The sequence below is a fragment of the Delftia sp. S65 genome (genome assembly GCF_016516495.1).
Classification (GTDB): Bacteria; Pseudomonadota; Gammaproteobacteria; order Burkholderiales; family Burkholderiaceae_C; genus Comamonas; species Comamonas acidovorans.
Map to the genome: position 1 here is coordinate 207,734 of NZ_JACVUR010000005.1, position 26,104 is coordinate 233,837.

General features: G+C 69.0%; 25 protein-coding genes. 6 read left to right on the forward strand and 19 right to left on the reverse strand.

The features are described from left to right. Positions 1-9: 9 nt before the first annotated feature. The gene (locus IAE24_RS07230; protein WP_199962371.1) at positions 10-984 is read right to left on the reverse strand and encodes a LysR family transcriptional regulator; all 975 of its coding nucleotides are present in this window, start codon (positions 982-984) and stop codon (positions 10-12) included. An 82-nt stretch (positions 985-1,066) separates the two neighbouring features. On the opposite strand from IAE24_RS07230, the gene IAE24_RS07235 reads away from it, so the two are divergent. Continuing rightward, positions 1,067-2,605 carry a CoA-acylating methylmalonate-semialdehyde dehydrogenase gene (locus tag IAE24_RS07235; protein WP_199962372.1) on the forward strand — a complete coding sequence of 513 codons (1,539 nt, stop codon included), beginning with the start codon at positions 1,067-1,069 and terminating at the stop codon, positions 2,603-2,605. A gap of 64 nt (positions 2,606-2,669) precedes the next feature. Here IAE24_RS07235 and IAE24_RS07240 read toward each other — a convergent pair whose 3' ends face one another. The 3 genes from IAE24_RS07240 to dacB all read right to left on the reverse strand — a co-directional run bounded on the left by IAE24_RS07240 (position 2,670) and on the right by dacB (position 6,294). Next, positions 2,670-3,341 carry an OmpW/AlkL family protein gene (locus IAE24_RS07240; protein WP_013804492.1) on the reverse strand — a complete coding sequence of 224 codons (672 nt, stop codon included), beginning with the start codon at positions 3,339-3,341 and terminating at the stop codon, positions 2,670-2,672. Between the two features lie 31 nt (positions 3,342-3,372). Continuing rightward, on the reverse strand, positions 3,373-4,506 hold the full coding sequence (locus tag IAE24_RS07245) for an SGNH/GDSL hydrolase family protein (protein ID WP_192367391.1): 1,134 nt from the start codon (positions 4,504-4,506) through the stop codon (positions 3,373-3,375). Between the two features lie 252 nt (positions 4,507-4,758). Then, positions 4,759-6,294, reverse strand: a complete 1,536-nt coding sequence (dacB, locus tag IAE24_RS07250) for a D-alanyl-D-alanine carboxypeptidase/D-alanyl-D-alanine endopeptidase (protein WP_233626416.1) — start codon at positions 6,292-6,294, stop codon at positions 4,759-4,761. A 102-nt stretch (positions 6,295-6,396) separates the two neighbouring features. Between dacB and tsaB the strand changes: the two genes are divergently transcribed. The 4 genes from tsaB (at position 6,397) to corA (ending at position 9,735) form a co-directional block, all read left to right on the forward strand. Continuing rightward, complete coding sequence (gene tsaB / locus IAE24_RS07255; RefSeq protein ID WP_199962374.1) at positions 6,397-7,137, forward strand: tRNA (adenosine(37)-N6)-threonylcarbamoyltransferase complex dimerization subunit type 1 TsaB; 741 nt, start codon at positions 6,397-6,399, stop codon at positions 7,135-7,137. Further along, the gene (gene rimI / locus IAE24_RS07260; RefSeq protein WP_013804496.1) at positions 7,134-7,658 is read left to right on the forward strand and encodes a ribosomal protein S18-alanine N-acetyltransferase; all 525 of its coding nucleotides are present in this window, start codon (positions 7,134-7,136) and stop codon (positions 7,656-7,658) included. The genes tsaB and rimI overlap by 4 nt, the downstream gene beginning before the upstream one ends. Continuing rightward, positions 7,649-8,575, forward strand: a complete 927-nt coding sequence (locus tag IAE24_RS07265) for a uracil-DNA glycosylase family protein (RefSeq protein ID WP_199962375.1) — start codon at positions 7,649-7,651, stop codon at positions 8,573-8,575. The genes rimI and IAE24_RS07265 overlap by 10 nt, the downstream gene beginning before the upstream one ends. Before the next feature lie 173 nt (positions 8,576-8,748). Next, positions 8,749-9,735 (forward strand): magnesium/cobalt transporter CorA, encoded by a 987-nt coding sequence (corA, locus tag IAE24_RS07270; protein ID WP_013804498.1) that lies wholly within the window; start codon positions 8,749-8,751, stop codon positions 9,733-9,735. Between the two features lie 34 nt (positions 9,736-9,769). Here corA and IAE24_RS07275 read toward each other — a convergent pair whose 3' ends face one another. The 3 genes from IAE24_RS07275 to IAE24_RS07285 are packed head-to-tail and all read right to left on the reverse strand — an operon-like array spanning position 9,770 to position 12,000. Next, entirely contained in the window at positions 9,770-10,165 is a 396-nt protein-coding gene (locus IAE24_RS07275; RefSeq protein WP_199962376.1) for a RidA family protein, read from the reverse strand. Beyond that, positions 10,155-11,297 (reverse strand): DSD1 family PLP-dependent enzyme, encoded by a 1,143-nt coding sequence (locus tag IAE24_RS07280; protein ID WP_199962377.1) that lies wholly within the window; start codon positions 11,295-11,297, stop codon positions 10,155-10,157. The genes IAE24_RS07275 and IAE24_RS07280 overlap by 11 nt, the downstream gene beginning before the upstream one ends. A 28-nt stretch (positions 11,298-11,325) precedes the next feature. Continuing rightward, positions 11,326-12,000, reverse strand: a complete 675-nt coding sequence (locus IAE24_RS07285; RefSeq protein ID WP_199962378.1) for an HAD family hydrolase — start codon at positions 11,998-12,000, stop codon at positions 11,326-11,328. Between the two features lie 72 nt (positions 12,001-12,072). Between IAE24_RS07285 and IAE24_RS07290 the strand changes: the two genes are divergently transcribed. Continuing rightward, positions 12,073-12,981 carry a LysR family transcriptional regulator gene (locus tag IAE24_RS07290; protein WP_199962379.1) on the forward strand — a complete coding sequence of 303 codons (909 nt, stop codon included), beginning with the start codon at positions 12,073-12,075 and terminating at the stop codon, positions 12,979-12,981. A gap of 6 nt (positions 12,982-12,987) precedes the next feature. On the opposite strand, the gene IAE24_RS07295 is transcribed toward IAE24_RS07290, so the two are convergent. From IAE24_RS07295 to IAE24_RS07350, 12 genes are all read right to left on the reverse strand, one after another. Beyond that, positions 12,988-14,283, reverse strand: a complete 1,296-nt coding sequence (locus IAE24_RS07295) for an MFS transporter (RefSeq protein WP_199962380.1) — start codon at positions 14,281-14,283, stop codon at positions 12,988-12,990. A gap of 29 nt (positions 14,284-14,312) precedes the next feature. Further along, positions 14,313-15,380 (reverse strand): porin, encoded by a 1,068-nt coding sequence (locus IAE24_RS07300; protein ID WP_013804504.1) that lies wholly within the window; start codon positions 15,378-15,380, stop codon positions 14,313-14,315. Positions 15,381-15,457: 77 nt separating this feature from the next. Beyond that, the gene (locus tag IAE24_RS07305) at positions 15,458-16,417 is read right to left on the reverse strand and encodes a PDR/VanB family oxidoreductase (RefSeq protein ID WP_012202897.1); all 960 of its coding nucleotides are present in this window, start codon (positions 16,415-16,417) and stop codon (positions 15,458-15,460) included. Continuing rightward, positions 16,414-17,439 carry an aromatic ring-hydroxylating oxygenase subunit alpha gene (locus tag IAE24_RS07310; protein ID WP_199962243.1) on the reverse strand — a complete coding sequence of 342 codons (1,026 nt, stop codon included), beginning with the start codon at positions 17,437-17,439 and terminating at the stop codon, positions 16,414-16,416. The genes IAE24_RS07305 and IAE24_RS07310 overlap by 4 nt, the downstream gene beginning before the upstream one ends. A gap of 24 nt (positions 17,440-17,463) precedes the next feature. Beyond that, on the reverse strand, positions 17,464-17,685 hold the full coding sequence (locus IAE24_RS07315) for a recombinase-like helix-turn-helix domain-containing protein (RefSeq protein WP_012202895.1): 222 nt from the start codon (positions 17,683-17,685) through the stop codon (positions 17,464-17,466). Between the two features lie 38 nt (positions 17,686-17,723). Beyond that, positions 17,724-18,701 carry a Bug family tripartite tricarboxylate transporter substrate binding protein gene (locus IAE24_RS07320; RefSeq protein WP_013804505.1) on the reverse strand — a complete coding sequence of 326 codons (978 nt, stop codon included), beginning with the start codon at positions 18,699-18,701 and terminating at the stop codon, positions 17,724-17,726. Positions 18,702-18,753: 52 nt separating this feature from the next. Continuing rightward, a complete protein-coding gene (locus tag IAE24_RS07325; RefSeq protein WP_192367398.1) occupies positions 18,754-19,716 on the reverse strand; it encodes a VOC family protein in 963 nt (320 codons plus the stop codon). An 11-nt stretch (positions 19,717-19,727) separates the two neighbouring features. Next, positions 19,728-21,203: an aldehyde dehydrogenase gene (locus IAE24_RS07330; protein ID WP_034389880.1), complete on the reverse strand. Its 1,476-nt coding sequence runs from the start codon at positions 21,201-21,203 to the stop codon at positions 19,728-19,730. Positions 21,204-21,238: 35 nt separating this feature from the next. After that, the gene (locus IAE24_RS07335; RefSeq protein ID WP_012202891.1) at positions 21,239-22,945 is read right to left on the reverse strand and encodes a thiamine pyrophosphate-binding protein; all 1,707 of its coding nucleotides are present in this window, start codon (positions 22,943-22,945) and stop codon (positions 21,239-21,241) included. 34 nt (positions 22,946-22,979) lie between these two features. Then, entirely contained in the window at positions 22,980-23,777 is a 798-nt protein-coding gene (locus IAE24_RS07340) for an SDR family oxidoreductase (protein WP_047217882.1), read from the reverse strand. Continuing rightward, positions 23,770-24,663, reverse strand: coding sequence for an IclR family transcriptional regulator (locus IAE24_RS07345; protein WP_199962244.1), 894 nt, complete (start codon positions 24,661-24,663; stop codon positions 23,770-23,772). Before IAE24_RS07345 ends, IAE24_RS07340 begins: the two co-directional genes overlap by 8 nt. An 11-nt stretch (positions 24,664-24,674) precedes the next feature. Beyond that, the gene (locus tag IAE24_RS07350; protein ID WP_012202888.1) at positions 24,675-25,445 is read right to left on the reverse strand and encodes an SDR family oxidoreductase; all 771 of its coding nucleotides are present in this window, start codon (positions 25,443-25,445) and stop codon (positions 24,675-24,677) included. Positions 25,446-26,104: the final 659 nt, after the last annotated feature.

Here is a 26,104-nt window from a genome sequence, read left to right on the forward strand (position 1 = left end):
GGCTCGCCCTCAGCGGATGAACCCCGCCGCAAACGACGCCCGCAGGAACTCCACGAACACCGCCACCGCGCGCGGCACGTGGCTGGCGTAGGGGCGTATCGCGAACAGGTGTTCGCCGAAGGCATCGACGGGCCGCCAGCCGGGCAGGACCTCGCGCAGATGGCCGGAGGCCAGGCCCGACTGGGCGCTGAAGTCAGGCACCAGGGCGATGCCCAGGCCTGCCATGGCGGCGTCGCGCAGCATTTCGCTGTTGTTGGCGGCAAAGCCGCCGGCCACGGGCACGACGGTGCGTGCTGCGTCTGCACTGGCGTCTGCACCGGCGTCCGCACCGGCATCGGCGGGCACGAAGCTCCAGGCCATGGCGCCCTGGGTGCGCGGGTAGTGCAGGCACTGGTGCGCGGCCAGGTCTTGCGGGGCGGCCGGGGTGCCGTGCGCGGCCAGGTAGTCCGTGCTGGCCACCAGCAGCGAGCGCGTGGGCGCCAGCGCCCAGGCCACATGGGTTTCGGGCGGGGTGGAGGCATGGCGCACGGCGATGTCGAAGCCCTCCATCGCCAGCGAGCGCAGGTGGTCAGACAGGTCCAGCTCCAGCCGGATCTGCGGATGGGCGCGCAGGAAGGCCGGCAACCGGGGCATGAGCTGCTGGCGCGAGAAGGCCACGGGCGCGGTCACGCGCAGCAGGCCGCGCGGCTCGGCCGCCAGGTCGCGCACGCCCGCAAAGCTGTCGGCGATGTGCTCGAAGGCGCCGCGCGTCTCGTCCACCAGGCGCTGGCCCGCTTCGGTCAGGCGTACGCTGCGTGTGGTGCGTGTGACCAGGGCCACGCCGGCCGCGCGCTCCAGCTCGGCCACGCGCTGGCTCATGGCCGCCTTGCTCACGCCCAGGCGCGCGGCGGCCGAGGTGAAGCTGCCTTGCTGCTCCAGCACGACCAGCCAGTGCAGGTGGCTCCACAAGGCCTCGGCCTTGGCATCGGGTTTTTCATTTGCCATGCAGGGATTGTTCAGCAAAATGAACAATCAATTCAAGCGCAGCGCCTAGGCAGGCCGAAGGCGCACTCCTAGACTGGCCGGCATGAACACCGCAAACACCTCCTTCGCTTCCATCGTCCATTACGTCAACGGCCAGCGCACGGCAGGTGCCAGCGGCCGCGAGCAGGACGTGACCAACCCGGCCACCGGCCAGGTCACGGGCCGCGTGGCCCTGGCCTCGCGCGCCGATGTCGATGCCGCCGTGGCGGCCGCCCAGGCGGCCTTCCCCAAGTGGGCCGACACGCCGCCGCTGCGCCGGGCGCGCGTGATGTTCCGCTTCCTCGAGCTGCTCAACCAGCACAAGGACGAACTGGCCCACGCCATCACGGCCGAGCACGGCAAGGTCTTCACCGATGCGCAGGGCGAGGTCAGCCGCGGCATCGACATCGTGGAGTTCGCCTGCGGCATCCCGCAGCTGCTCAAGGGCGATTTCACCGACCAGGTCTCCACCGGCATCGACAACTGGACGCTGCGCCAGCCGCTGGGCGTGGTGGCGGGCGTGACGCCGTTCAACTTCCCCGTGATGGTGCCGATGTGGATGTTCCCGGTGGCCATTGCGGCGGGCAACACCTTCGTGCTCAAGCCCAGCCCCATCGATCCCACGCCCTCGCTGCTGATCGCCGACCTGCTCAAGCAGGCCGGCCTGCCCGACGGCGTGTTCAACGTGGTCCAGGGCGACAAGGAAGCCGTGGATGCGCTGATCGAGCATCCCCAGGTGAAGGCCGTGAGCTTCGTGGGCTCCACGCCCATTGCCAACTACATCTATGAGACGGGCGCGCGCCACGGCAAGCGCGTGCAGGCCCTGGGCGGCGCCAAGAACCATATGGTGGTCATGCCTGACGCCGATATCGAACAGGCCGTGGACGCACTGATCGGCGCCGGCTACGGCTCGGCCGGCGAGCGCTGCATGGCCATCAGCGTGGCCGTGCTGGTGGGCGATGTGGCCGACCAGCTGCTGCCGCGCCTGATCGAGCGCACCAAGGCGCTGAAGGTGCTGGACGGCGAGGACCTGGCTGCGGAAATGGGCCCCATCGTGACGCGCGCCGCGCACGAGCGCATCAGCGGCTACATCGATCTGGGTATCAAGGAAGGCGCGCAGCTGCTGGTCGATGGCCGGGGCTTCGACGGCAAGGCGGCCGGCGCCGCCACGGGCACCGACACCTCGGGCGGCTTCTGGCTGGGCGGCACGCTGTTCGACCACGTCACGCCCGACATGCGCATCTACAAGGAAGAGATCTTCGGCCCCGTGCTGGCCGTGGTGCGCGCCAAGGACTTCGCCGAGGCCGTGCAGCTGGTCAACGACCATGAGTTCGGCAACGGCGTGGCCTGCTTCACACGCGACGGCAATGTGGCGCGCGAGTTCGGCCGCCGCATCGAGGTCGGCATGGTCGGCATCAACGTGCCGATTCCCGTGCCCATGGCCTGGCACGGCTTTGGCGGCTGGAAGCGCAGCCTGTTCGGCGACATGCATGCCTACGGCGAGGAAGGCGTGCGCTTCTACACCCGCCAAAAGAGCATCATGCAGCGCTGGCCCGAGAGCACGCCCAAGGGCGCGGAATTCGTGATGCCCACGGCCAAGTAGTCGCAGGCCCGCTCCATGAAAAAACCAGCCCGCGGGCTGGTTTTTCTTTGGGGACTGCGACCTGTCAGAAGCGGTATCCGATGCCGATGGCGTAGACGTTCGGGTTCAGCTTGAGCGACACGCTCTGGCCCGAGGACAGGTGTGCCGTGGTCTTCAGGAAGCTCTTGTAGTAGGCCACGTCCAGGAACCAGCGCTCGTTGAAGTTGTAGACGAAGCCGATCTGCGGCGTCAGGCCCCACTTGCTGTCCACCGAGGCCGTGGTGGGGTTGGCCAGCGTGCCGCCGGTCAGGCCGTTGAGGGAGGCCGTGGTGCGCTCGCCGAAGAACTTGGCATAAGTCACGCCCAGGCCCAGGTAGGGGCGGAAGGCGGAGTTGGCCTCGCCGAAGCGGTACTGCGCGAACACGGTGGCGGGCAACACCTTGGTGCGGCCGAGCTTGCCCGTGCCGGAGATGGCGCCATCGCCCACGAAGTCGTGCTTGAACGGCAGGCCCATGGGCACGTCGATGGCCCAGTTGTTGGTGACCATGTAGGTCACGCCGCCCGTGAGCTGGCTGTTGGCCTTCACGTCCACGCGGGTGTCGGGGAAGCTGGGCGTGCTCAGCCAGCCGCTGCTGGTCTGGGGATCGATGCGCGTGGCGCCCAGGCGCACGCTCCAGGTTCCGGCGGACTGGGCGGTGGCGGCCATGCAGGCCGTGGCCATGGCCACGGCGGCGGTGATGCGCAGGAATGTCTTCATGGATGTGTCTCCTCGTGCTGCGTGTCTGCGATCACAGCCAGCCGGCGCGGGCCAGGGTGCGGGAGGCCAGCTGGCTCATCTGCTGGTGGCCATAGGGCGTGGGGTGGAAGCTGTCGGCAAAGGCATAGCTCTTCCACCAGTTGGCGCTGGTCTCGCCCACGGGAATGGAGGCGGACAGCGCGGCCTCGGTGCAGGTCGGGAAGCTGTAGGTGGGCAGGCCGTCGGCGCCCACGCCGGTGGCAGGGCAGGCCGCCTTTTTCACGTTGGTGTAGGCGTACTGGGCGGGGTCAGCCATCTGCTGGCGGAACTCGCTGTAGAAATCGATGATGGCCACGCGGTTCTCCCCCGTGAAACCGGCCGCGACCTGCTGGTTGAAGGCCTTGACCCAGCCGTCGAACACGGTCTCCAGCTGCGCGGCGGCGGCCGAGCCCTGCTGCTGGGCCACGGACTGCAGCACCAGCTGGAAGCGCGGCGTCAGCGTGATGGCGGGCACGTTGAGGATGGCCACGCGCGTGGCGCCCTTGCCCAGCACATTGGTCTGGATGCTGGAGACAAAGCCCTTGGCCAGGTTCTGCATGTACAGGCCACCGGCCTGGGCCATGCCGGTCTGGCCCTGCTGCAGCAGCGCGCCCAGCGTGGCCGCGTCGATCTTGGTGGACAGCAGCGCCTTGAAGTTGGCGCCCTGGTCCCTGGAGGCGGCCAGGAAGGCGCCGATCACATCGGCCGCGTCATTGGCGCCACCGTCGATCACCGCCAGGTCATCGGCCGTGAAGCCCGCCGCACCCGCCAGCAGGATCTGCTGCGTGATGGAGATAGGCGCCGTGGGCGCGCTGGTGTAGTTGATGCGGCCGCCGCCCACGGCGTAGTTGTTGCACGAGGTGTTGGGCGTGAAGGCCGTGCCGTTGAAACGCGGGCACAGGGAGATGTTGTAGAGACCCGCCACGCGCTCGGCCCAGACCTGGTTGGAGCCGGCGCCCGTCAGCGTGGCGTTCTGCACGGTGAACTTGTAGCCGAAGGTGCCGCTGTCGGAGAGGCTGTCGCCCATCACCTTGACGGAAGTGATCTTGGCGCGGGGAGTGGTGTCAGCGCCGCTGCCGCCGCCGCAAGCGACCAGCAGGCCGGCCGTGGCCAGAGCGGCCGCGAGGATTCGATAACGATTTGCCAAGATGGAATCTCCGTGAAGTGTTATGAATAGCACGACCGTGCTTTTTTGCTAAAGCCATCGTAACGACACTTGCGCATTGGCGACACCGGGCAACTACGGATAGAAATCGCACGCCGACAAGGCAATTCGCACGCGGGCGAACAGACGATAAGGACCGCCGCATCGCCCGTGGGTAGGACAACGCCCTTGCTGGGAAAACAATGAAAAAGGGCCTGCGAAAGCAGGCCCTGCACAAGACGCGAAGGCGCCCGATCAGCGGTCGCGCGCCGTCCAGTCCACCAGCGCATCCCAGGCCGCGCGCGCGGCCGGGGCGTTGGTGTGGTTGGCCATGGCCACCAGCACGTAGCGGCGGCCGCTGGCCCCGTCCACATAGCCGGCCAGGGCCGAGGCATCGCGCAGCGTGCCGGTCTTCAGATGCGCCATGCCCTGGGCCCGGCTGAGGCTGCGGCGCAGCGTGCCATCCACGCCGACGATGGGCATGGAGGCCACGAACTCCGGCATCACCGGCGAGGCCCAGGCCTGCTGCAGCATGCGGCCCAGGCCGGAGGCGGTGATGCGCGCCTCGCGGCTAAGGCCGGCGCCGTTGTCAGCCACGGGCTGCTCGGCCGCGCCCCAGCGCGCCTGCCACCACTGGCCCAGGGCCTGGCGCGAGGACTCGAAGCTGGCCACGCCCGTGCGCTGCATGCCCATGGTCAGGAACACCTGCTGGGCCATGACGTTGTTGCTGTACTTGTTGATGTCGCGCACCACCTCGGCCAGCGAAGGCGATTCGCTCTGGAACGCTGGCTGCAGCCCGGCCGGCACGCGGCCGTCGTGCACGGTGCCGGTGAGCTTGCCGCCCAGCTCGCGCCACATGCCCTCAATGGCGCGGGCCGCGAAGGCCTCGGGCTGGGCCGGCGCCAGCGACCAGCTCTTGTCGCCGCAACTGGCCGGGAACGGGCCGGCAAAGGCGATGCGCAGCGGGTCGGCCATGTCCAGCTGCAGCCGGGCGCGCCAGTCGCCGCATTCGCTGCCGGCCGGCGCCAGCGGCACGGTCTCCTGCTGCTGGATGCCGGCCAGCGGCGGATCGTATTGCAGCCGCGCCACGCCCGCCGCCGTGTCGGGCGTGAAGCCCACGGTCACGGCCTTGTAGTTGACCAGCAGCGCGTCGGGCGCCACGTTGTAGGGGCGCCAGGGTTCGTTGTCGAAGGTGGCCGCGTCATGGCCGCTCACGGAAAACGCGCTGCGGTCCAGCACGATGTCGCCCACGATGACCTTGATGCCCATGCCCTGCAGGCGGCGCAGCATCAGCCACAGCCGCTCCATCACGAGCTTGGGATCGCCCTGCCCCTGGATGTACAGCGGCCCGCGCAGCACGCCGTCCTGCACCGGCCCGCCCAGGAACACGGGCGTGCGCCAGACATGCGCAGGACCCAGCTGGTCCAGCGCCGCATAGGTCGTGACCAGCTTCATGACCGAGGCGGGGTTCATGGCCACATGGCTTTGCCAGTCCAGGCGCGGGGCGGCCCGGTCATCGACCTCGACCACCAGGGCCGAGACCGCGTCGCGCGGCAGCTTGGCGCGCGCAAGCGCCGCCTCCACGGCCGGGGGCAGCCGGCTTTCGCGTGCAGTCTTGGTGGACAGCGAGGCCGGCGAGGTGGGCGCATCTGCCTGGGCGCTTGCCACGCCGGGCAGGACAGACGCCGCCAGCAGCGCGGCCGCCAGGCCCCGGCGTGAACGCGGCGTTCCGAGTGAGAAGGCGGAGGAAATCGAGGAAATAAGGGAAGAAGACGGCGAAAGATGCAACATGGCCGGCAAGTCTACGCCGGTCATTGCAGCCGTGCCGGGCGCGGGACGGGCGGGGCACCGATAATCCTGCACTTGCTGCGGCACCGCCGCCTGCCCCAAGCCATGAATCTTCTTGCCCTAGACACCAGTACCGACACCCTCTCCATCGCCGTGCAGCGCGGCGATGCCGTCTGGGAGCACAGCGGCCCCGGCGGCCAGCAGACCTCGACCGAGCTGATCCCCGCCATCCTGGCGCTGATGGCCCAGGCCGGCCTGGAATTCGCCGAGCTGCAGGCCATCGTCTTCGGCCGGGGTCCGGGCTCGTTCACGGGCCTGCGTACGGCCTGCTCCGTGGCCCAGGGGCTGGCCTTTGCCGCCCGCGTGCCCGTGCTGCCCATGGACAGCCTGCTGGCCGTGGCCGAGCAGGCCCGCATGCAATACGGCTGCACCGACCTCATCGCCGTGATCGATGCGCGCATGAACGAGGTCTATCACGCCGCCTACCACTGGAGCGGCGGCCGCTGGAACGACATTGGCGAGCAAAGCGGCGACTTCGGCCTGTGCGCGCCCGAGGCCCTGCAACTGCCGCCCGGCACCGTGGTGGCCGGCAACGCCCTGGCCGCCTACGGCGAGCGCCTGGCACCCCAGGCCAGCCACCTGGCCGCCCTGCCCACCGCCGCCGCCATGCTGCGCCTGGCCCCGGCCCTGCTGGCGGCCGACCGCGCCTTGCCGGCCGACCAGGCCCTGCCGCGCTACATCCGCGATAAAGTCGCGCAGACCACGGCCGAGCGGGAGGCTGCCAAGGCGGCCGCCGCGCTGGCCCTGGCCACGCCCACTCCAGAGGCCAACCCACCCGCACCATGAGCACGCACACGCCACAGCCCTCGCGGCCGCAGCCGCCCCTGACCGACGCTCCGGCGCCGGAGCGGGACAGCGTGCGCTTCGAGCCGCTGAACGTGCTGTCGCTCGACATGCTGCTGCCCGTGGAGCAGCAGGCCTACTCGCATCCCTGGTCCCGTGGCAACTTCATCGATGCCATGGCGGCCGGCAATGAAGCGCAGCTGCTGGTCGATGCCCGGGGCGAACTGGTGGGCTACTTCGTCGCCATGATCGTGCTCGACGAGGTCCACCTGCTCAACATCACCGTGGCCCCGTCGCGCCAGCGCCAGGGCTGGGCCCGCATCCTGCTGGACGCGCTGGCCCTGTGGGCGCGCCAGCGCAAGGCCCAATGGATCTGGCTGGAAGTGCGCGAGAGCAATGTCCGCGCACGCAGCATCTACGCCGCGCATGGCTACCAGGAGGTGGGCCTGCGCAAGAACTACTACCCCATGCACGACGGCCCGCGCGAGCATGCCGTGCTCATGAGCCTCAAGCTATGGCCCTGAATCTAGACACCCGCCAGCGGGCCATGCTGCACGCCATGGGCATCACCGTCTGGCTGCCCGAGCCCGAGACCGCACCCGCCGTGCTGTCCGAGGCCCTGGCTGCGCCCGCCGATGCGCCTGCAGCGGCGCCCCTGGCAGATCCGCCGGTGGCCCGCCCCGTGCCGCCGCCCGTGCAGGAGGCGCCCCCCCCGACGCCTGCTGCACCGGCGCCTGTCGCCGCGCCAACGCCCGCACGCGTTCAGGTGCCTGTCCAGGCGCCGCCGCCTCCCGCACCCGTCATTCCCGAACGCGAACGCCCGCCGCGCCGCTACGTGCAGCAGCCCGTGGCCGGCGCCCCGGGCCTGGGCTGGCGCCTGGGCCCCGTGCGGCCCGTGTATGCGGCAACGCCGCCTGCCGGTGATGGCGGCGAAGGCGGCTGGCTGATCCTGCTGGAGCCGCCCGCCAACTCGCTGCCCCTGCCACCCGCCCAGCGTCCCGGCCCCGACTGCGCGCGCACCGCGCTGGAAGGCGACGCGGCCCGGCTGCTGGACAACATGCTGCGCGCGCTGAACCTGCAGGACCATCCGCGCCTGTACAGCGCCGCCCTGCACCGCGTGCAGCCTGCGGCCGAAGGACAGGAGGCGCCCGAGGTCCCGGCGCTGCAGCCATCGCTGGAGGCGCTGCTGCGCGATCTGCGCCCGGCCTGCGTGCTGGTGCTGGGCCTGGCCACGGCGCGCGCCGTGCTGCAGCGCCAGGAGGCGCTGGGCCGCCTGCGTGCCGAGCCGCACCGCATTGCGGGCGTGCCGGCCGTGGTCAGCTACGACCCCAACTACCTGCTGCGCGCGCCCCAGGCCAAGGCGGGCGCCTGGGCCGACCTGTGCCATGCGCAGGCTTTTGTGACAGGCCGCCAGATGCCCCCTGGAGCCGCTTCCGAATAGCGCAGCCGGCCCGCATGCTGCAGCGCAACGCTGCATAATCCAACGCTTTGCATCTTGGAGAAAGCTCCGTGGAAACCTACCCCAGTTGGTAGCTTTCAACTCCCGGTTGGCCTGTGGGGTTGAAAGCACCTCCGATACCCCGCACGCCTGAGAAGAACACCTGGAGTGAGCCTATGCTCAACATCTTTACGCTGGCCAATGGCCGCCTGGTTCAAGAAGAGATCGAGTCGCTGGAGGAGCTGTCCCGCTTCAAGCCGATCTGGGTGGACCTGGAGTCGCCCACGGTCGAGGAAAAGCGCTGGATCAAGCAGCACTACGAGCTGTCCATCCCCGAGGATGCGATGGACGACGACATCGAGGAATCCGCCCGCTTCTACGAGGAAGACAACGGCGAGCTGCACATCCGCAGCGACTTCCTGATCGACGATGACGAGGACCCGCGTTCGGTGCGCGTGGCCTTCATCGTCAACGAGCACAACAAGAACCTGCGCAGCTGCGGCGTGCTTTTCTCCATCCACGACGAGGACGTGCCGGTCTTTCGCCTGCTGCGCATGCGCGCACGCCGCGCGCCGGGCCTGATCGACGAGGCCAAGGACGTGCTGCTCAAGCTCTTCGACGCCGACGCCGAATACTCGGCCGACACGCTGGAGCGCATCTACGACGACCTCGAAAAAGCCAGCCAGATGGTGCTGTCCGGCGACGTGACCGACGACGTGGCCCGCGAGGTGCTGGGCGCCATCGCGCGCCAGGAAGACTTGAACGGCCGCATCCGCCGCAACGTCATGGACACGCGCCGCGCCGTCAGCTTCATGATGCGTTCCAAGATGCTCAATGCCGAGCAGTTCGAGGAAGCGCGCCAGATCCTGCGCGACATCGAATCGCTGGACAGCCACACGGCCTTCCTCTTCGACAAGATCAACTTCCTGATGGATGCCACGGTCGGCTTCATCAACATCAACCAGAACAAGATCATCAAGATCTTCTCGGTGGCCAGCGTGGCCCTGCTGCCGCCCACGCTGATCGCCAGCGTCTACGGCATGAACTTCAAGTTCATGCCCGAGCTGGAATGGGAGTTCGGCTACGTCTACGTCATCGGGCTCATGGTGCTCAGCGCCGTGGGGCCCATGCTCTACTTCCGCAAGCGCGGCTGGCTGAAGTAGCGGCAGCCGGCCCCCCTCGGGCCGGAACGCCTTCTCAGGCCAGCGCCACGGCCTCGATCTCCACCTTCAATCCGAAATGCAGCGCCCCCGCGGGCACCACGGCGCGCGCGGGCCGGTGCGCGCCGGCCCAGTCCGCGTAAATGCGGTCAAAGGCCGGCCAGTGCGCCATGTCGTCCAGGTACACGCGCACCTGCAGCAGCCGCGGCACGCCGCTGCCGGCCAGCTCCAGCGCCGCTGCCAGGTTGGCCAGCGCCTGCCGGGCCTGGTCCTCGAAACCGGCATCCACCAGGCGCGTGCCGTCGGGCCGTATGGGCAGCTGCCCTGACACGAAGACCAGCCCCTGGCCCGTGGCCGTGTGGCTGTAGTGGCCGCCCGGCGCAGGCAGGTTCGGCGATGCATGGCGCAGATCGATCCCGTTTTCACCAGCCATGGAGCCGCTCCCAGGTTTGCACCGAGCCATCTGCCGCCAGCGCCTGGTAGGCCGGGAACTGCGCGCCCGTGGCGCAGGCATGGTTGGGCAGGATGCGCAGCCGCGTGCCCAGGGGAAAGCGCGTGGCGATGTCGGCCTCCGCCGCGCCATCGGCCCGGGCCAGGATGCCGTGCTCCTGGTTGGCGCCCGTGAGCACGAAGCCCGGCATCACCCGCCCCTGCAGGTCGCAGACCTGGCCGTAGCCGAAATCCTGTTTCTGCCGGGCCGTTCCGCGGTCGCGGCTCATGGCCATCCAGCCCGCATCCACGATGGCCCAGCCCTTGTCGGCCTGGTGGCCGATCACGGTGGCGAGCACCGACAGCGCCACGTCCTCGGCCTCGCACACGCCGATGTTGCGCATCACCAGGTCGAAGAACACGTAGACGCCTGCGCGCACCTCGGTCACGCCGTCCAGCCGGCTGGCCGCCAGCGCCGTGGGCGTGGAGCCCACGCTGACCACGGGGCACGGCAGGCCGGCCGCGCGCAGGGCCTCGGCAGCCTGCACGCAGCCGGCTCGCTCGCGCTCGGCCAGGGCCTGCAGCGCCTCGGGCGTGTCCAGCTCGTAGCTGGAGCCCGCATGCGTGAGCACGCCGCCCAGGCGCATGCCGCCATCGTGCAGCGTGCGACCAATGGCCAGCAGCAGCGGCGTATCGTCTGCGCCCACGCCGGAGCGGTGGCCGTCGGTATCGATCTCTATCCACACCTCGAAGGCCTCGCCCTGCTCGCGGCCGAACGCGGCAATGGCCTGGGCCGCCGCCACGCTGTCCACGATGAGCTTGAGGTCGCAGCCGCGCCGGCGCAGTTGCAGGGCCTGCGGCAGGCGGTGCGGCGCCATGCTCACGGCATACAGGATGTCGGTGGTGCCTGCCGCAAAGAACTGCTCGGCCTCCTTCAAGGTGGAGACCGTGATGCCCGAGGCCCCGGCCGCACGCTGCGCGGCGGCCACGGGCACGCTCTTGCTGGTCTTCACATGGGGGCGCAGGCGCACGCCCTGCGCGTCCATGCGCTGCTGCATGCGGGCGATGTTGCGCTGCATGCGGTCGAGGTCGATCACGGCAGCGGGCGTGTCCAGCGTCAAAAGGGTGTCTTGCATGGCGGCTCCTGAAAAAAACTTGGCACAGTCAGCGGCCTGCGGCAAAGCCGCGCAGCCAGGGCAAGGCGGGGGCCAGCGTGGCGGCTTCCCCCTCGGCAGCAGGCGCGCCCGCAGGCCGAGACAGGCCCACGCGGTTGTGCCAGAAGGTGCGCAGGCCCACGGCCGAGGTGCCGAACAGGTCATAGCCCGATCCGGCCACGAAGGCGGCCTGGTCCGCAGGCAGCCCCAGCCGGTCCAGCGCCAGCTGGTAGGGCCGGGGGTCGGGCTTGTAGAAGCCTGCTGCTTGCGAGGTCACCACCACGTCCCAATCCACGCCCAGCAGCGCAGCGGCACGTTGACCCAGGCGCTCGGAGCAATTGGTCACCACGGCCAGGCGGCAGTGCGGGCGCAGGGCGGCCAGCAGCTCGCGCGCGCCATCCCAGGGCTGCAGCTGGTCCCATTGCGCCTCCAGCCGGTCGGCGGCCGAGGCGGGCAGGCCCCGGTTGCGGGCCGCGTCGCGCACCAGGTCTTCATAGGGCTGGTAGGCGCCGCAGCCATAGGTCAGGCGCAGGTACTCGGCGCGCCAGTCGCGCCCGGCGGCTTCGCTGCCGGCAGCGCTGTTCCATACCGTCCAGGAGTCGAGCAAGGCGGTCAGCAGGTCAAAAAGCACGGCACGGGGCCAGGCGGCGGCGGTCGGTTCCGTCAGTGGGGCTGGGGTGTTCATAGCCTGGAACTGTACGGATGGAACCTGTGCCCGTGGTTAAATCCGCCGTCATCAATCGTTAAGGCAAATTGAATGATTGCCATCGAAGACCTGCAGCTTGCCGCCGCCCTGCTGCGCGAAAGCTCGCTCAGCGCCGCAGCCCGTGCGCTCGATGTGACGCCGCCCGCCCTGTCCATGCGGCTGCGCCGGCTGGAGGCCGAACTGGGCCTGTCCCTGGCCAACCGCAGCGCGCGGCGCCTGGCGCTGACGCCCGAGGGCGAGCGCTTCGCCCGCGAGGCCGGGCGGCTGCTGGGCCAGATCGAGGAGCTGCGCGACTCGCTGCACGGCGATGCCCGCCAGCTGGGCGGCACGCTGCGCATTGCCGCGCCCTTTGGCTACGGGCGCAGCCGGCTGGCCCCGGCCCTGGTGCCCTTCACGCGCCAGCACCCGCAACTGAAACTGCAGCTGGACCTGCGCGAAACGCCTTTCCCCGACCGCCACGATGCCGACGCCGTGGTCCACATCGGCGCGGTGCGCGACTCCTCCTGGGTGGCGCGCGAACTGGCCGCCAATGACCGCTGGCTGTGCGCCAGCCCCGACTACCTGCGCCGCCACGGCACGCCCGCCACGCCGCGCGAATTGCTGCAGCACGCCTGCATCTGCATCCGCGAGAACGAGGAAGACGTGACGCTGTGGCACCTGCGCCCCGCCGCCAGCCGGCGCGCCGCGGACGGCCAGACCCTGCGCGTGACGCCGTCCTACGTCACCAACGATGGCGGCGTGGCCCGCCACTGGGCCGAGCAGGGCCTGGGCCTGGTGCTGCGTTCGCAATGGGACATGGAGCAGGCCGTTGCCGAGGGCCGGCTGGTGCGCGTGCTGCCCGACTGGCATTTCGGCAGCGCGCCGGTCACCCTGCTGGTGCCCACGCGCAAGGGCCGCACGGCGCGCGTGCAGGCTCTGGTGACGTTTCTGGAGCAGTGCGCCGCAGCGGGCGCGCTGTAGTGCAGGTCAGGCCGTGCGCGCGGACGTGTCCCGGGCATCGCTGGCACTGTCGGTACCCTGGCCGCGCTCGCGCAGCCACAGCACCAGGCCGCAGACCATGACCACCAGCTGCGTGCCCACCAGCAGGCTGAAGCCTGCGACGAACCCGCCACCGGCCGAATGCGAGGTCCAGCCGATGACGGCCCCCATGAGCGCAGGCATGAAGCCCGCCACCAGGGTCGCCGTGCCGTTGACGACGCCGTAGGCGCTGGCCACATGCTCGGGCCGCGCGCAGTACTGCACGGTGCTGGGGATGGCCGGGCTCATCAGGCCCCAGCAGAAGTTGGCGGCGATCAGGCAGTAGGCCGCCGCGTAGCGGTCTTCCATGTGGATGGCCAGCCAGATGGCCAGCGCCAGGCCCAGGCTGCCGCCGACGAAGATCAGGGGCACCTGGCGGCGCGGCAGGCGGTCGATGATGATGCCGCCGACCAGCACGGCCAGCACCGTGGCGTATTGGGGCAGCGAGGCCAGCCAGCCCATCTCGCGCAGCGAAAAGCCGCGCGACTCCAGATAGGCCGGCAGCCAGTTGCTGCTGCCCCAGAGGTAGGAGAAGAAGGCCGCCGACAGCACGGCCACCAGCACCAGATAGCGCGTGTGCATGGCGCCGCGCACGATCTGGCCGACCTGGCCCACCGCCTCGCCCAGCGAGCGCGGGCGCGGCATGCCGGTGTCCACGCGGGGCATGCGGATGAAGGCCAGCACCAGCGGAATGCCGATGGCCACATTGATCAGGCCCAGCACGTGGAACGAGGTCTGCCAGTCATGGCCGGCCACCAGGTAGCCGATCAGCGGATAGCCCACCGCCAGCCCCAGGCCCGTGCCCATGTTCACGAAGGAGTTGGGCAAGCCGTTCTCGTGGCTCTGGAAATGCGCCTTGATGTAGCTGCCCGCCAGCGAGTACAGCGGTCCTTCGGAGATGCCCAGCAGGATGCGCGAGGCCAGCAGCAGGCCATAGCTGTTCATGGCCGGGGACAGAAAGGACACGGCGCCCCACAGCAGCAGGCCGACCACCAGGCTTCGGCGCACGCCGAAGAGCGCCGCGCAAAACGGCGTCAACACGAAGGAAGAAACGCCGTAGCCCACCATGAAGGCCGTGGCCAGCAGGCCCTGGCGCGTGCGGTCGTCGTGCGTCAGCCCGATGTGGTCCAGAAATCCCTGGTCGAGGATGAGGATCGAAAGGTTGATCCGGTCCACATAGGAGATGGCGACGATGATGAAGAGGCTGATCACCCCCCACCAGCGGGCCGCACGCATATCTTTCATGGCAAGTCTCTATCGCCCGATGGGCTGTATCAGAAGAAGTGGCGCACGCCCACCTCGAAGCCGGAGGAGCGGCCGCCCAGCGTGGTGCCCGGGGCCGACAGGCCCTGCACGCCGATGGACTTGGCCGCGCCGTCCTTGTTCTTGAGGAAGGCCACCGTGCCGTAGACCTGGGTGCGCTTGGACAGGTTGTGCCCGTAGCCCACGCTGATCTTGTTCCAGTCGGCATTGCTGCCGTCGGTGTTGTAGTGGCCGTAGGAGGCCTTGAACTCGCCCATGCCCACGGGCGCGGTCACGCCCAGCTGCAGGGCGGTGACCTTGAGGGCGCCGCGCTTTTCGCTGGCCCACAGCAGCATGGGCTTGGCCACGCCGAAGTCCCAGCTCAGGCCCACGTTGCTGGCCGTGAGGTTGGTCGCATCGCTGTCGCCATAGAACTTGCCCGTGGCCAGCGCGCCGTTGAAGGGGCCCTGGCGGTAGCCAAAGCGCAGGCCGCGGTAGTCGCCCTGGTTCTTGTTGGGTGCGCTGCGCGCCTGCTCGCCCATGGCCACCTGCACCTGGCCGTAGAAGCCGCCCAGGTTCTGCGGCAGGAAGTAGCTGACCGCGTTGCTGATCTGGATGGGCGCGCCGCCCGTGGCCGTGCCCGTGCCGGGAATGCCCAGCATGGTGAAGCCCATGGTGCCGCCCACGCCGTTGGTGAGGAAGGGGTCGAAGATCAGCGTGCTCAGGAAGGTGGCCGAGTCATCGCGGCCCAGGCGCACTTCGCCGAAGTCGCCCGACAGGCTCACGGTGGAGCGGCGGTTGAAGCTCAGGCCGCCACCGCTGGCCTTGCCCGAGCCGCTGTCCACGTCCATGCCTGCCTCCAGCCAGAAGCCCGCACGCAGGCCGCCGCCCAGCTCTTCCGTGCCGCGAAAGCCGAGGCGGCTGATGTTGGCGCCGCCCGTGGACAGGCCGGTCTTGGACGGGCCGGAGCCGTTCAGGTGCGTGACGCCGACATCGACGACGCCGAAGATCTCGACCTTGGACTGCGCCGAAGCGGCACCGGGCAAGGACGCCAGGCAGGCTAGCGCCACGCCCAGCATGGGCGTATGGATGGTTTTCATGGGGTTGTCTCCTCTGGGGTGGTGGCTTGGGGGGCTTGGGGGTGGTGGGTTGTTGCCGCGCAGGTCTGATTGCCTGCTCAGATATCGAGCACTAAACGTTCGCTCTTGCAGCCGGAAACGCAGACCATCATCACTTTGTTGCTGGCCTTTTCCTTGGGGCTGAGCACCGAGTCGCGGTGGTCCGGAATGCCTTCGAGCACGCGCGTCTCGCAGGAGCCGCAGACGCCTTCGCAGCAGCTGTGGTCCATCTGGATGCCGGCATCCAGCAGGGTGTCGAGCAGCGACTTCTCGGGCGTGATCTCGATGAAGCGGCCGCTGCGCTTGAGCTCCACCGTGTAGTTGCTGCGCGCGTCGTCGGCGGCCTTGACCTCCACAGGCGTGAAGCGCTCGACGTGGGCGTTGGCGTGGCCCAGCTCGGCGCAGAACTTCTCGAAGGCGTCCAGCATGGGCGTGGGGCCGCAGGCGTAGTGGTGCGTGCCCGCGTCGGGCTGCCGTTGGGCCAGCAGCGCGCGCAGGTCGGGCGGACCGCCGGCCTCGCTGTCGAAGTGCAGGTGCAGCGGCATGCCCAGCGCCTGCAGCTCTTCCAGGAAGGCCGCGCCCTTGCGCTCGCGGGCGAAGTACAGCATCTCGAACGAGCGGCCCTGGCCCTTGAGCCGGCGCGCCATGCACAGCAGCGGCGTGATGCCGATGCCGCCGGCCACCAGCACGGTGTGCGCGGCACTTTCGTCCAGCGCGAAATGGTTGCGCGGCTCGGAGATGGTGATGGGCATGCCCACGCGCAGCGACTCGTGCACGCAGCGCGAGCCGCCGCGGCTGGCGCGGTCGCGCAGCACGCCGACCACGTAGCGGTGGCGCTCCTCGCTGGGGTTGCTCAGCGAGTAGCTGCGCACCAGGCCGTTGGGCAGGTGCAGATCGATGTGCGAGCCCGGCGTGAAGGCGGGAAGCTCCCCGCCCGCCACGGGCCGCAGGTCCACGCTGATGGTGTCCTGGGCCTCGAAGCGCAGCGTGTGCACGAAGGCCTGGAGGTTGGTGCTCATGATGCGGCGCCTTCGTCGATCTGCTCCTGGGCCAGGCGGCGCAGGTGGCGGCGCAGGCGCACCAGGCCGATGTCGTGCTGGTAGAGGTTCTCGCGCTCGTTGGCGTCCAGCTCCATCTGCTCCATCATGATCCGGTCCTGCTCCAGCACGGCCCAGTGGCGCGCCTCCAGGCGGTTGCGGTACAGGAAGCGCCAGGTGTCGCGCATCCAGCCCTGCACCTTGCGGCAGCGCCAGAAGAACACGGCGCACAGGTCGGCGCTGATGGGCGTGACGCAGGCCACGATGGCGAAGTTGCCGCCGGGGCCGCCGGTCTTGGGGTACGGAATCTCCAGGCGCATCCAGTGCACGCCCGTGCTGCCCCACTCGGTCCAGTCGAAGTTCACGTCGCGCTGGCCCACCTTCTCGAAGACGAAGCCGTCATCGGTCTCGCGCACCTGGAACGTGGCCTTGCTGTCGCCCTCGGCCATGGAGTGCGACTGCTTGTGCAGGAAGGTGCCGTGCATGGGGTCCATGACGTTGTCCAGCGCATAGCGGTAGTCGCTGCGCCACTCGGCATAGCACAGGAAGTTGGAGTACTCGGGCGAGGTCAGCTCCTCGGGCAGCGTGAACTCGGGCGCCTCGTCAACGGCCTTGTCGCTGTTGTAGAGAAAGATGGCGCCATGGGCCTCGCGCGCATGGAAGGCCAGCGCCGCGCGCGAGCCTTCGAGCTTGCAGCCGGGGCTGCCGGGGACCTTGGTCACCGTGCCGTCGCCGCGCACTTCCACGCCGTGGTAGGGGCAGGCCAGGCGGTCGCCCAGGATCACGCCCTGCGACAGCGGCGCGCCCCGGTGCGGGCAATGGTCTTCCAGCGCGTGGACCTGGCCGGCGGCATCGCGCCACAGCGCGATCTTGCGGCCGAAGCGTCGCACCGACACGGGCTGGGTCTTCACGAAGTCCGAGGGGCAGACCGCGTACCAGAGGTTCTTCAGGCCTTTGTTGAGCAGGCCGTCCACCGGATCGATGGTGATGGTTTGTACGTTCATGGGGCTCTCCAGTCCTGCTCGGTATCAATAGCCCAGCCGCGCCATCAGCGCCTGGAAGCTGTCTTCGGTCCAGGCCTGGCCGTTCTCGCCGGCGGGGCCGCTGCGGTTGAGATAGGCCACCAGTTCGGGCAGGGTCTGCACGCCTTCGCCGAAGGCGCGTTCGATGGAATCGCCCAGCAGGTCTTCCATCAGGGTGGGGGCACGTTCGCGCGCCTGGTGCGGCTCGAGATAGCGATCAGCGGCCATGGTTCTCTCCTTCGAAAACTGTCTTGTGTGGGGGGTGCTCAATCAGCCCTGATATCCAGGTCTTTGATGAGCTTGCCGAAGCGGTTGAAGTCCGCTGCATTGGTCTTCTCAAGCCTCGCGGGCTCGCCGCCTGCTGGCAGCGCGCCGAAGGTGGCCATCTTGGAGACCACGTCGGGCATCTTCAGGATCTCGTTGAGGTGCGTGTTCAGCAGCTTCACGGTCTCGGGCGACATGCCCTTGGGGCCGAACAGGCCCTGCCATGCGGACACTTCCACGTCCTTGACGCCCAGCTCGGCCAGGGTGGGCACATTGGGGGCCAGCGCGCTGCGCTGGCTGTCGGCCACGGCCAGGGCGGTGACCTTGCCGCCGATGTAGGGCGCAATCGGGCCCCAGGTCATGAAGGTCGTGGGCACATGGCCGCCGATCAGGTCGTTGACGGCGGGTGCCACGCCCTTGTAGGGGATGTGGGCGATGCGCGTGCCGGCGGCGCGGTTGAACATCTCGCCCAGGATGTGCATGGGCGAGCCGCTGCCGGGGCTGGCGTAGGTCAGGCCGTCGCGCTTGCCCTGGGCGATCAGGGTCTTCATGTCCTTGATGCCCGAGGCCTGGTTGGTGGCCACGAACATGGGCTGCACGCTGGTCTGCACGATAGGCGTGAAGCCATGCAGCACGTCGTAGCTGGAGCCCGAGGCCGTCTTGAGCACGAACTGCGCGATGGCGAAGGTATTGGGCGCCAGCAGCAGGGTGTAGCCGTCCGGCGCGGCCTTGGCCACATGCACGCTGCCGATGGTGCCGCTGGCACCGGGGCGGTTGTCCACCAGCACGGGCTGGCCCAGGCGCGTGGACAGCTTCTCGGCATACAGGCGCGCCATGGCATCGGTGTCGCCACCGGCCGGATAGGCCACGATGATGGTGATGGGCTTGGCCGGATAGGCCTGGGCCATCGCGGTGCCGGACAGCGTGGCTGCAGCCAGGAATGCAGCGGCAAGAGAAACCTGGCGACGTGTCTTGTTCATGGTGGGGGCCGTGGGGTGGTTGGGTTGTGGGGGTAGGCCGTCAGGCGCGGTCTCAATGCCGCTTGTCGGTGATGAATTTCCCGTCGCTGGTACCCACGCCCTTTTGGCGCCGGGTGTTGCCGTCGATGCCGCCATCGATGGCCCATTCGGCAAACACCGTGGGACCGGGCTCGAACTCGCGCGGCTGCCAGTCGGCGGTGAGCTGGTCCTCGTCGGCGTAGTACTCGACCAGAGCACCGGCCGGATTGCGGAAGTACCAGAAATAGGCCGAGGACACGGGATGGCGGCCCGGGCCCAGCTGGGTGTCCCAGCCGCAGCGCGAGATGTGCATGCCGCCGCCGAAGACCTCGTGGATGTCGCGCACCGTGAAGGCCACGTGGTTCAGGCCCGCGTCCTTGGCGGGGCGCTGCAGCAGGAAGATGTCGTGGTGGCCGCCGTCGGGTGCGCAGCGCAGGAAGGCGCCGCGCTCGGGGTAGCGGTCCGAGGCTGCGAAGCCGAAGTTGTCCACGTAGAAGCGCTCGCAGGCCTGCACATCCTTGACGAAGAACACCACATGGCCGACCTCGATGGGCTGGGCGCGCTCGTAGGCGGGGCTGGCCTGGTTGACGCGGTCCTTGCGGTTCCAGGTGTTGTAGGCAGCGCCTTGCACATCCACATCACGCTTTTGCGTGACCTGCAGGCGCACGGACAGGCCGTTGGGGTCGGTGCAGCCTATGCGCCCCTGGCCCTGCGAGAAGCCTGGCAGCGCGGCAATGCGGCTGGCGTACAGCGCCAGATCGGCCTCGCTTTCCACACCCCAGACCACTTCGCGCAGCGTGGGGCCGGCCTCGATGGCGGGCGGCAGATCGGGATGGTCCACGGCGGCCACGATCACGCGGCAGCCGTTGAGGGTCTCGAACACCAGCCGGTCGTCCGCTTCCTGCACCAGCGCCAGGCCCCAGTCCAGGAAGAAGCGGCGGCAGGTGGCCAGGTCGTCCGCGCCGTAGGTGATTTCGTCTATGCCCAGTACGCTCATGTCGTGCTCCTTCAATTTGCCCAAGCGATGGGGCTCTCGTTCAAGCCCCAGTACATGCTCTTTTGCTCCATGTACTGCTGTATGCCCAGCCGTCCCTTCTCGCGGCCCAGGCCGCTGTCGCGCCAGCCGCCGAAGGGCGTGGAGATGGAGAACTGCTTGTAGGTGTTGATCCAGACCGTGCCGGCCTGCACGGCGCGGCCAATGCGCCAGGCGCTCTTGTAGTCGCGCGTCCAGATGCCGGCGGCCAGCGCGTAGACGCTGTCGTTGGCCTGGGCGAGCAGGTCGTCCTCGTTGTCGAAGGGCATGGCCACGAGCACGGGGCCGAAGATTTCCTGCTGGCAGATCTGCCAGTCGTTCTTCACGCCGTCGATGATGGTCGGGCGGTAGTAGTAGCCGCGCTCGAACTGCGCGCCCTCGGGCCGCTGGCCGCCCGTGAGCAGCCGGCCGCCTTCGGACAGGCCCAGGGCCACATAGCTCTCTATGGATTCGCGGTGCTTGGCGGTGATCAGCGGCCCCATCTGCGTGCGCTCGTCGGCCGGGTCGCCCACCTGCAGCGCGGCGGCCTTGGCCGTCAGGCGCTGCATGAATTCGGCATGCAGGCTGCGCGCCACGAACAGGCGCGAGCCCGCAATGCACGACTCGCCCGAGGAGCTGAAGATGCCGTAGAGCACGCCGTTGACGGCATGGTCGATGTCGGCATCGGCCAGCACCATGGTGGCCGACTTGCCGCCCAGCTCCAGCGAGACCGGCATCATCTTGTCGGCCGCGATGTGGGCGATGTGCTTGCCCGTGGACGTGCCGCCCGTGAACGACACGCGCTTGACCAGCGGGTGCTTGGTGATGGCGTCGCCAATCACCGAGCCACGGCCCGGCAGCACGCTGACCAGGCCCTTGGGCACGCCGGCCTCTTCGCAGATCCTGGCCAGCTCCAGCGCCAGCAGCGGCGTGGCCTCGGCGGGCTTGACGACCACGGCGTTGCCGGCGGCCAGCGCGGGCGCCAGCTTTTGCGCCTCGCTGGCGATCGGCGAGTTCCACGGCGTGATGGCCGCCACCACGCCCATGGGCTCGTACACGCTCATGGTCATGAAGTCGCCGCGCGAGGGCGTGATGGTTTCTTCCATGGTCTCGCAGGCCGCTGCAAAGAACTGGAAGGTGGCGGCGGCGCTGGCCACCAGCATGCGTGTTTCCTTGATGGGCTTGCCGTTGTCCAGGCGCTGCAGCTGGGCCAGGGGCTCGGCGCGCTCACGGATCAGCTGGGCCACGCGGTGCAGCACGGCCGCGCGCTCATGGGGCTTTTTCTGGGCCCAGCCGCTGGTGCGGAAGGCGTGGTCGGCCTTCTGGATGGCCTCCTCCACATCCTCCAGGCTGGGCGCGCGCAGGCGGCCCACCACTTCGCCGGTGGCGGGATAGAGCGTGGTGGATTCGCCACCGCCGCCCAGGCGCCATTCGCCGGCGATATTGATGGGGAGCAGTTCCAGGTTCGACATGGTGAGCCTCTCTCGTTCGTTCGAATCCAGCCGCCTCAGGCGGCCTTGGATGCCGTGGTGGTGGCCGGGATCTGGTCCAGCTTGTTCACGGGCGGGCCCGAGAACGTGGCCTTGAAATTGCCGATGGCGCGCATGTCGATCTCCAGCAGGAAGGGGCCCTTCTTCGTCCAGGCCGACTGCAGCACCGCCGGCAGCTCCTTGAGGTCTTGCACGCGGGCATGGGGCAGCTGGATGGAGGCGCACAGCTGCGCGTAGTCGGGCGTGTGCAGTTCCACATAGCAGCGGCGGCCGCCGTAGGAGGCGTCCTGGATGTTCTGGATCACGCCATAGCGCTGGTCGTTCATCAGCACGATCAGGGTGTCGCACTCTTCCTGCACCAGCGTGGCCAGCTCGCCCAGGTTCAGGATGAAGCCGCCGTCACCCGCCAGGCCCAGCGTCTTGCGGCCCGAGCCGCTGACCGCCGCGCCCACGGCCGCGCCGATGGCCATGGGCATGCCCATGCCGATGCCGCCGCCCGTGGCGTGCACGCCCGCATTGGGCTCGAAAAAGCGCAGCTCGCGGTTGCCCCAGGTGCTGTTGGAGACGGTCACGTCGCGCACCCAGTTGAAGTTGCGGCCCACGGCCTTTTGCAGCTCCTGCACCAGCACGCTGTACGGGCCCAGGCCGTCGCGCATGGTGGCCACGGCCTCGTCGTGCACCTGGCGCAGGTCGGCCAGCAGCTCGGGGTCGGCCTTGTAGCCGCGCGCCTCCAGCCGGTCGGCAAGGCCCGTCAGCGCCAGGGCCGAGTCGCCGCAGACAAAGCCGTCATCGGCGTAGCAGCGGCCCTGCTGGGCGGCGTCCACATCGATGCGCAGCAGCGGGCGCGGCAGCTTCAGTTCGTACTTCAGCGTCTCATTGCTGCGCAGGCGCGTGCCCACGGCCAGCATGGCGTCGCAGCGCTGGTAGAAGGCCTCCACGGGCTTTTGGATGTTGTAGGCGCCCAGCGAGGCCGGATCGTCCTCGGCCACGATGCCGCGGCCCTGGCCCGTGCTGACGATGCCGAAGCCCAGCGCCTTCAGGCGCTGCACGGCAGCGACTGCGTGGCGTGCGCCGCCACCCAGCCACAGCAGCGGGCGGCGTGCCTTGGCCAGCGTGTCGGCCAGCGCATCCAGCGATGCCTCGCTGGGGGCCAGCACGGCCACCGGCAGCGGCGACAGGTCGGCCGGCATGTCGATCACGGTCTGCTGGATGTCGATGGGAATCTCCACGCTCACCGGGCCCGTGGGCGCGGTCATGGCGGCCTGCACGGCGGCCTTCAGGGTGGACAGGCAGGTCTCGGCGCTGCGCACGCGGAACGCCGCCTTGGACACGGCGCCCAGCATGGTCAGCTGGTCGGGCGCCTCGTGGATGTACGACAGCTTCTGGTCCAGGTACTGCGTCTCGATCTGGCCCGTGATGTGCAGCAGCGGCGTGCCGGCCGTATAGGCCTCCACCAGGCTGCCCGCAATGTTGCCGGCGGCCGGGCCGGTGCTGGTGATGCACACGCCCAGGCTGGAGGTGGAACGCGCGCAGGCATCGGCCATGTTGCCGGCGCCGGCCTCGCCGCGCGCCATCACGAAGCGGACATGGCCGCGCGCATTCATCGCGTCCAGGATGGGCATGTTGTGGATGGAGATCACCCCGAACGCGGCCTGCACGCCGCAGTGTTCGAGGAACTGGGCCACAACGGCGCCGACGGTGATTTTGGATGCGGAAGAAGTCATGTTCTGCTTTGAATCGGGTGAAGGGGCTGGAGCACTACGCTTGCCGTGCAAGGCCACCGGAGACGTCGATGTGGCTGCCGGTCGTGTAGGAGGACAGGGGCGTGGCGAGATAGAAGATGGCGCGCGCGGCCTCGTCGGGCGAGCCCAGGCGGCCCAGCGGAATGGACTTCTTGCGGGCGAGGTCGGCGCTCCAGGCGTTCCAGTCCTGGCTGCGGTCCTCGCGCGCCTCGAAGCGGCGGCGCCACTGGCCGGACTCGATCAGGCCGACCAGGATGCCGTTGACGCGCACACCCTTGGGCGCGAACTCGGTGGCCATGGAGCGCACCAGGTTCTTGAGGCCGGCGCGCGCGGCCGAGGTGGCCACCATGTGCGGCTCGGGCTGCGAGGCCAGCAGCGAATTGACGCAGACGATGGCCGGCTCAGCCGTGCGCTCGAGCTGCGGCAAAAAGGCGCGCGTGGGATGCAGCACCGAGAAGAACTTCAGGTGCAGCTCCTCGGTCCAGGCCGCATCGTCGGTGCTGGCAAACGTCGAGACCCGGCCCTGGCCCGCGTTGTTCACGAGGATGGAGGCCGGACCCAGCGCAGCCTCGCTGTCGCGCGCGAATTGCTGCACCTGGGCAGCGTCGAGCACGTCGCAGGCCTGGGCGAACAGGCGGGCCTCGGGATGGCGCCCGCGCAGCTGCTGCACGGCCTGCTCCAGGCGTTCGGCGCTGCGCCCGCACAGGGCGACACGCGCGCCCTGCGACAGCAGCAGATCGACCGTGGCCAGGCCAATGCCCGAAGAGCCGCCGGTGACGACGGCCGTGGTGTCCTTGAGTTGGGAATCAAACATGGCCGCCTCCTGCGCGCCGGGAATTGAGGGAAAGCAGCTGTGCCGTCTGCGTTTGCGTTTGCGTTTGCGGGCGGTAGTTCAGCAGCTCGGACAGCTCGGCCGCCGCGTCGCAGACGCCGGCGATCAGGGTCTCGGCACGGCCCTCCTCCACATGGGGCGCGGGGACCGTCGTGCCCAGCGCCGCCACCACGCGGCCGCTGTGGTCGCGCACGGGGGCGGCGATGGTGCAGATGGAGCTTTCGTAGAAGCCCTCGCTGAACACATGGCCGCGCTCGCGGTCGGCCTCGACCAGGTTGAACAGGTCCAGCACCGTGCGCGGCGTCTTGGGCGTGTGCGCTTCCAGGTGGTCTTCGGGATAGAGCGCGCGCAGCTCGGGCAGGGACAGGTCGGCCAGCAGCACGCGGCCCAGGGCCGTGGCATGGGCGGGCAGGCGCGTGCCCACGCGCACCGAACTGGTCAGCGGCGTGGGCGGCGTCACCTTGGCCACGTAGACGATGGAGCGGCCATCGCGCACCACGATGTTGCAGGGATAGCGGATCTCGCCGCACAGCCGCGCGATCACGGGCTGGCCCAGCTCGGTCAGGTCCATGGACGACAGGAACTCGAAGCCCAGGCGCAGCACGGACAGGCCCAGCCGGTAGTCATTGCTGCCCTCGGCACGCTGCAGAAAGCCCATGGCCTCCAGCGTGTTGAGCATGCGGAAAATCGTGGCGCGCGGCAGCTGCAGGCGGCGGGCCAGCTCGGGCGCGCCCAGCGTGGCATTGCCGCGCCCGAACTCCTGCAGCAGGCGCAAGCCGCGCTCCAGCGCGGGCACCATGTATTTGTCGGCGCCGTTGTCCGCGCTTTCGGCGCTCTCGGCATTCCCGGAAGGGGTGGTGTCGGTCATGGCGAACCCCTTCAATTCATGACGAAGCCGCCGTTGACGGGCAGCACCTGCCCCGTCACGAAGCGCGCGCCATCGGACAGCGCATAGGCCACGGCGCCCGACACGTCCTCGGGCCGCTGCTCGCGCTGCAGCGCGCGCTGGTCGATGTACAGGCGGTGGCGGTGCTCGGGCACGTACTCCGTGGCCTCCACCAGCACCAGGCCCGGCGCCACGGCGTTGATGGTGATGCCGTCGGCGCCCAGCTCGCGCGCCATGGAACGCGTCATGGCCATCACCGCGCCCTTGCTGGCCACATAGGCCATCAGGTTGGGGGCGCCCCACATCGCGGTGTCGGAAGCCAGGTTCACGATGGCACCCCGGCCGCTGTCGCGCAGCGCGGCGCGGCAGGCCCGCGTCATCAGCCACACGCCGCGCACGTTCACGTTCATCACCTGGTCCCACTTGTCCAGATCGATGTCGTCCATGCCCTTGCCGCCCGAATCGGTCACGGCCGCGTTGTTCACCAGGCCGTCCAGCCCGCCCAGCGCCTGCACGGCCTGCTGCGCGCAGCGCTCTATCGACTCCGGATTGCCGGCATCCAGCCCGAAGCCATGGGCCTCGAAGCCCTGCGCACGCAGCCGGGCCACGGACTCGGCCAGCAGCTCCTCGCGCAGATCGGCCATGGCAACGCGCGCGCCCTGCTCGCAAAAGGCCTTGGCGAACGCAAAGCCCAGGCCGCGCGCCGAGCCTGTGACGAGGATGCGGCGGCCGGCAAGCTGGCCTGTGGAGGGCGTGGTGTTCATGGCGTACCTCAATCGAAGGGGGTTTGTGTCTGTTTCAAATTTGAAATGACACTTTTTTCTTGAAACAAGCGTGAGTTTAGGACTGATGGTTCGGGGTGGGATTGGGGAAAACACGGAGGCGTGTGGGAAATGGATGACAGAGGTGTGTCTGGGTGTGTTGTTGATGGGGGCTTTTGGTGGGCTTGCGGGGACATGCCCGCCTTGCAGGTGAGAGCAGGGTTTCGGCCCAGCCGCCGTCCTCCTTTCTTGTCATGACGACCGGAGTGCCGGCCACAGGAAAAGAGGCAAAGAAACATGCCTGAATGCCCGTGAACGCTGCGCGGCATCCGCCACGCCGCCGGCGCGTTCACACGCGGGGGTACGGGCCATCGCTGCGCTTGGCCTGGGTTCGGAGGTAAGGACTTGCGGAATGCCACCATGATTTCGGTGGCCTCCTGTTGCGGGCTGGCAGAAGAGGAAAGCGGTGGCGCAACCAAAATGCAAACAGCCGATGCGCTATCGCTGCGCTCGGCTGTTTTTCGTGGTGGTCGACCGACGTGGCGACCCTAAGCGATCACCATTGAAATGGCTTGAACTTGCATTTGGGGCAGTGCAACACTGTCTTTTCCCTGTTTTCCAGGAACAGCGCGCCGCCTCGGAACTGGTTGATGCTCCAGCTT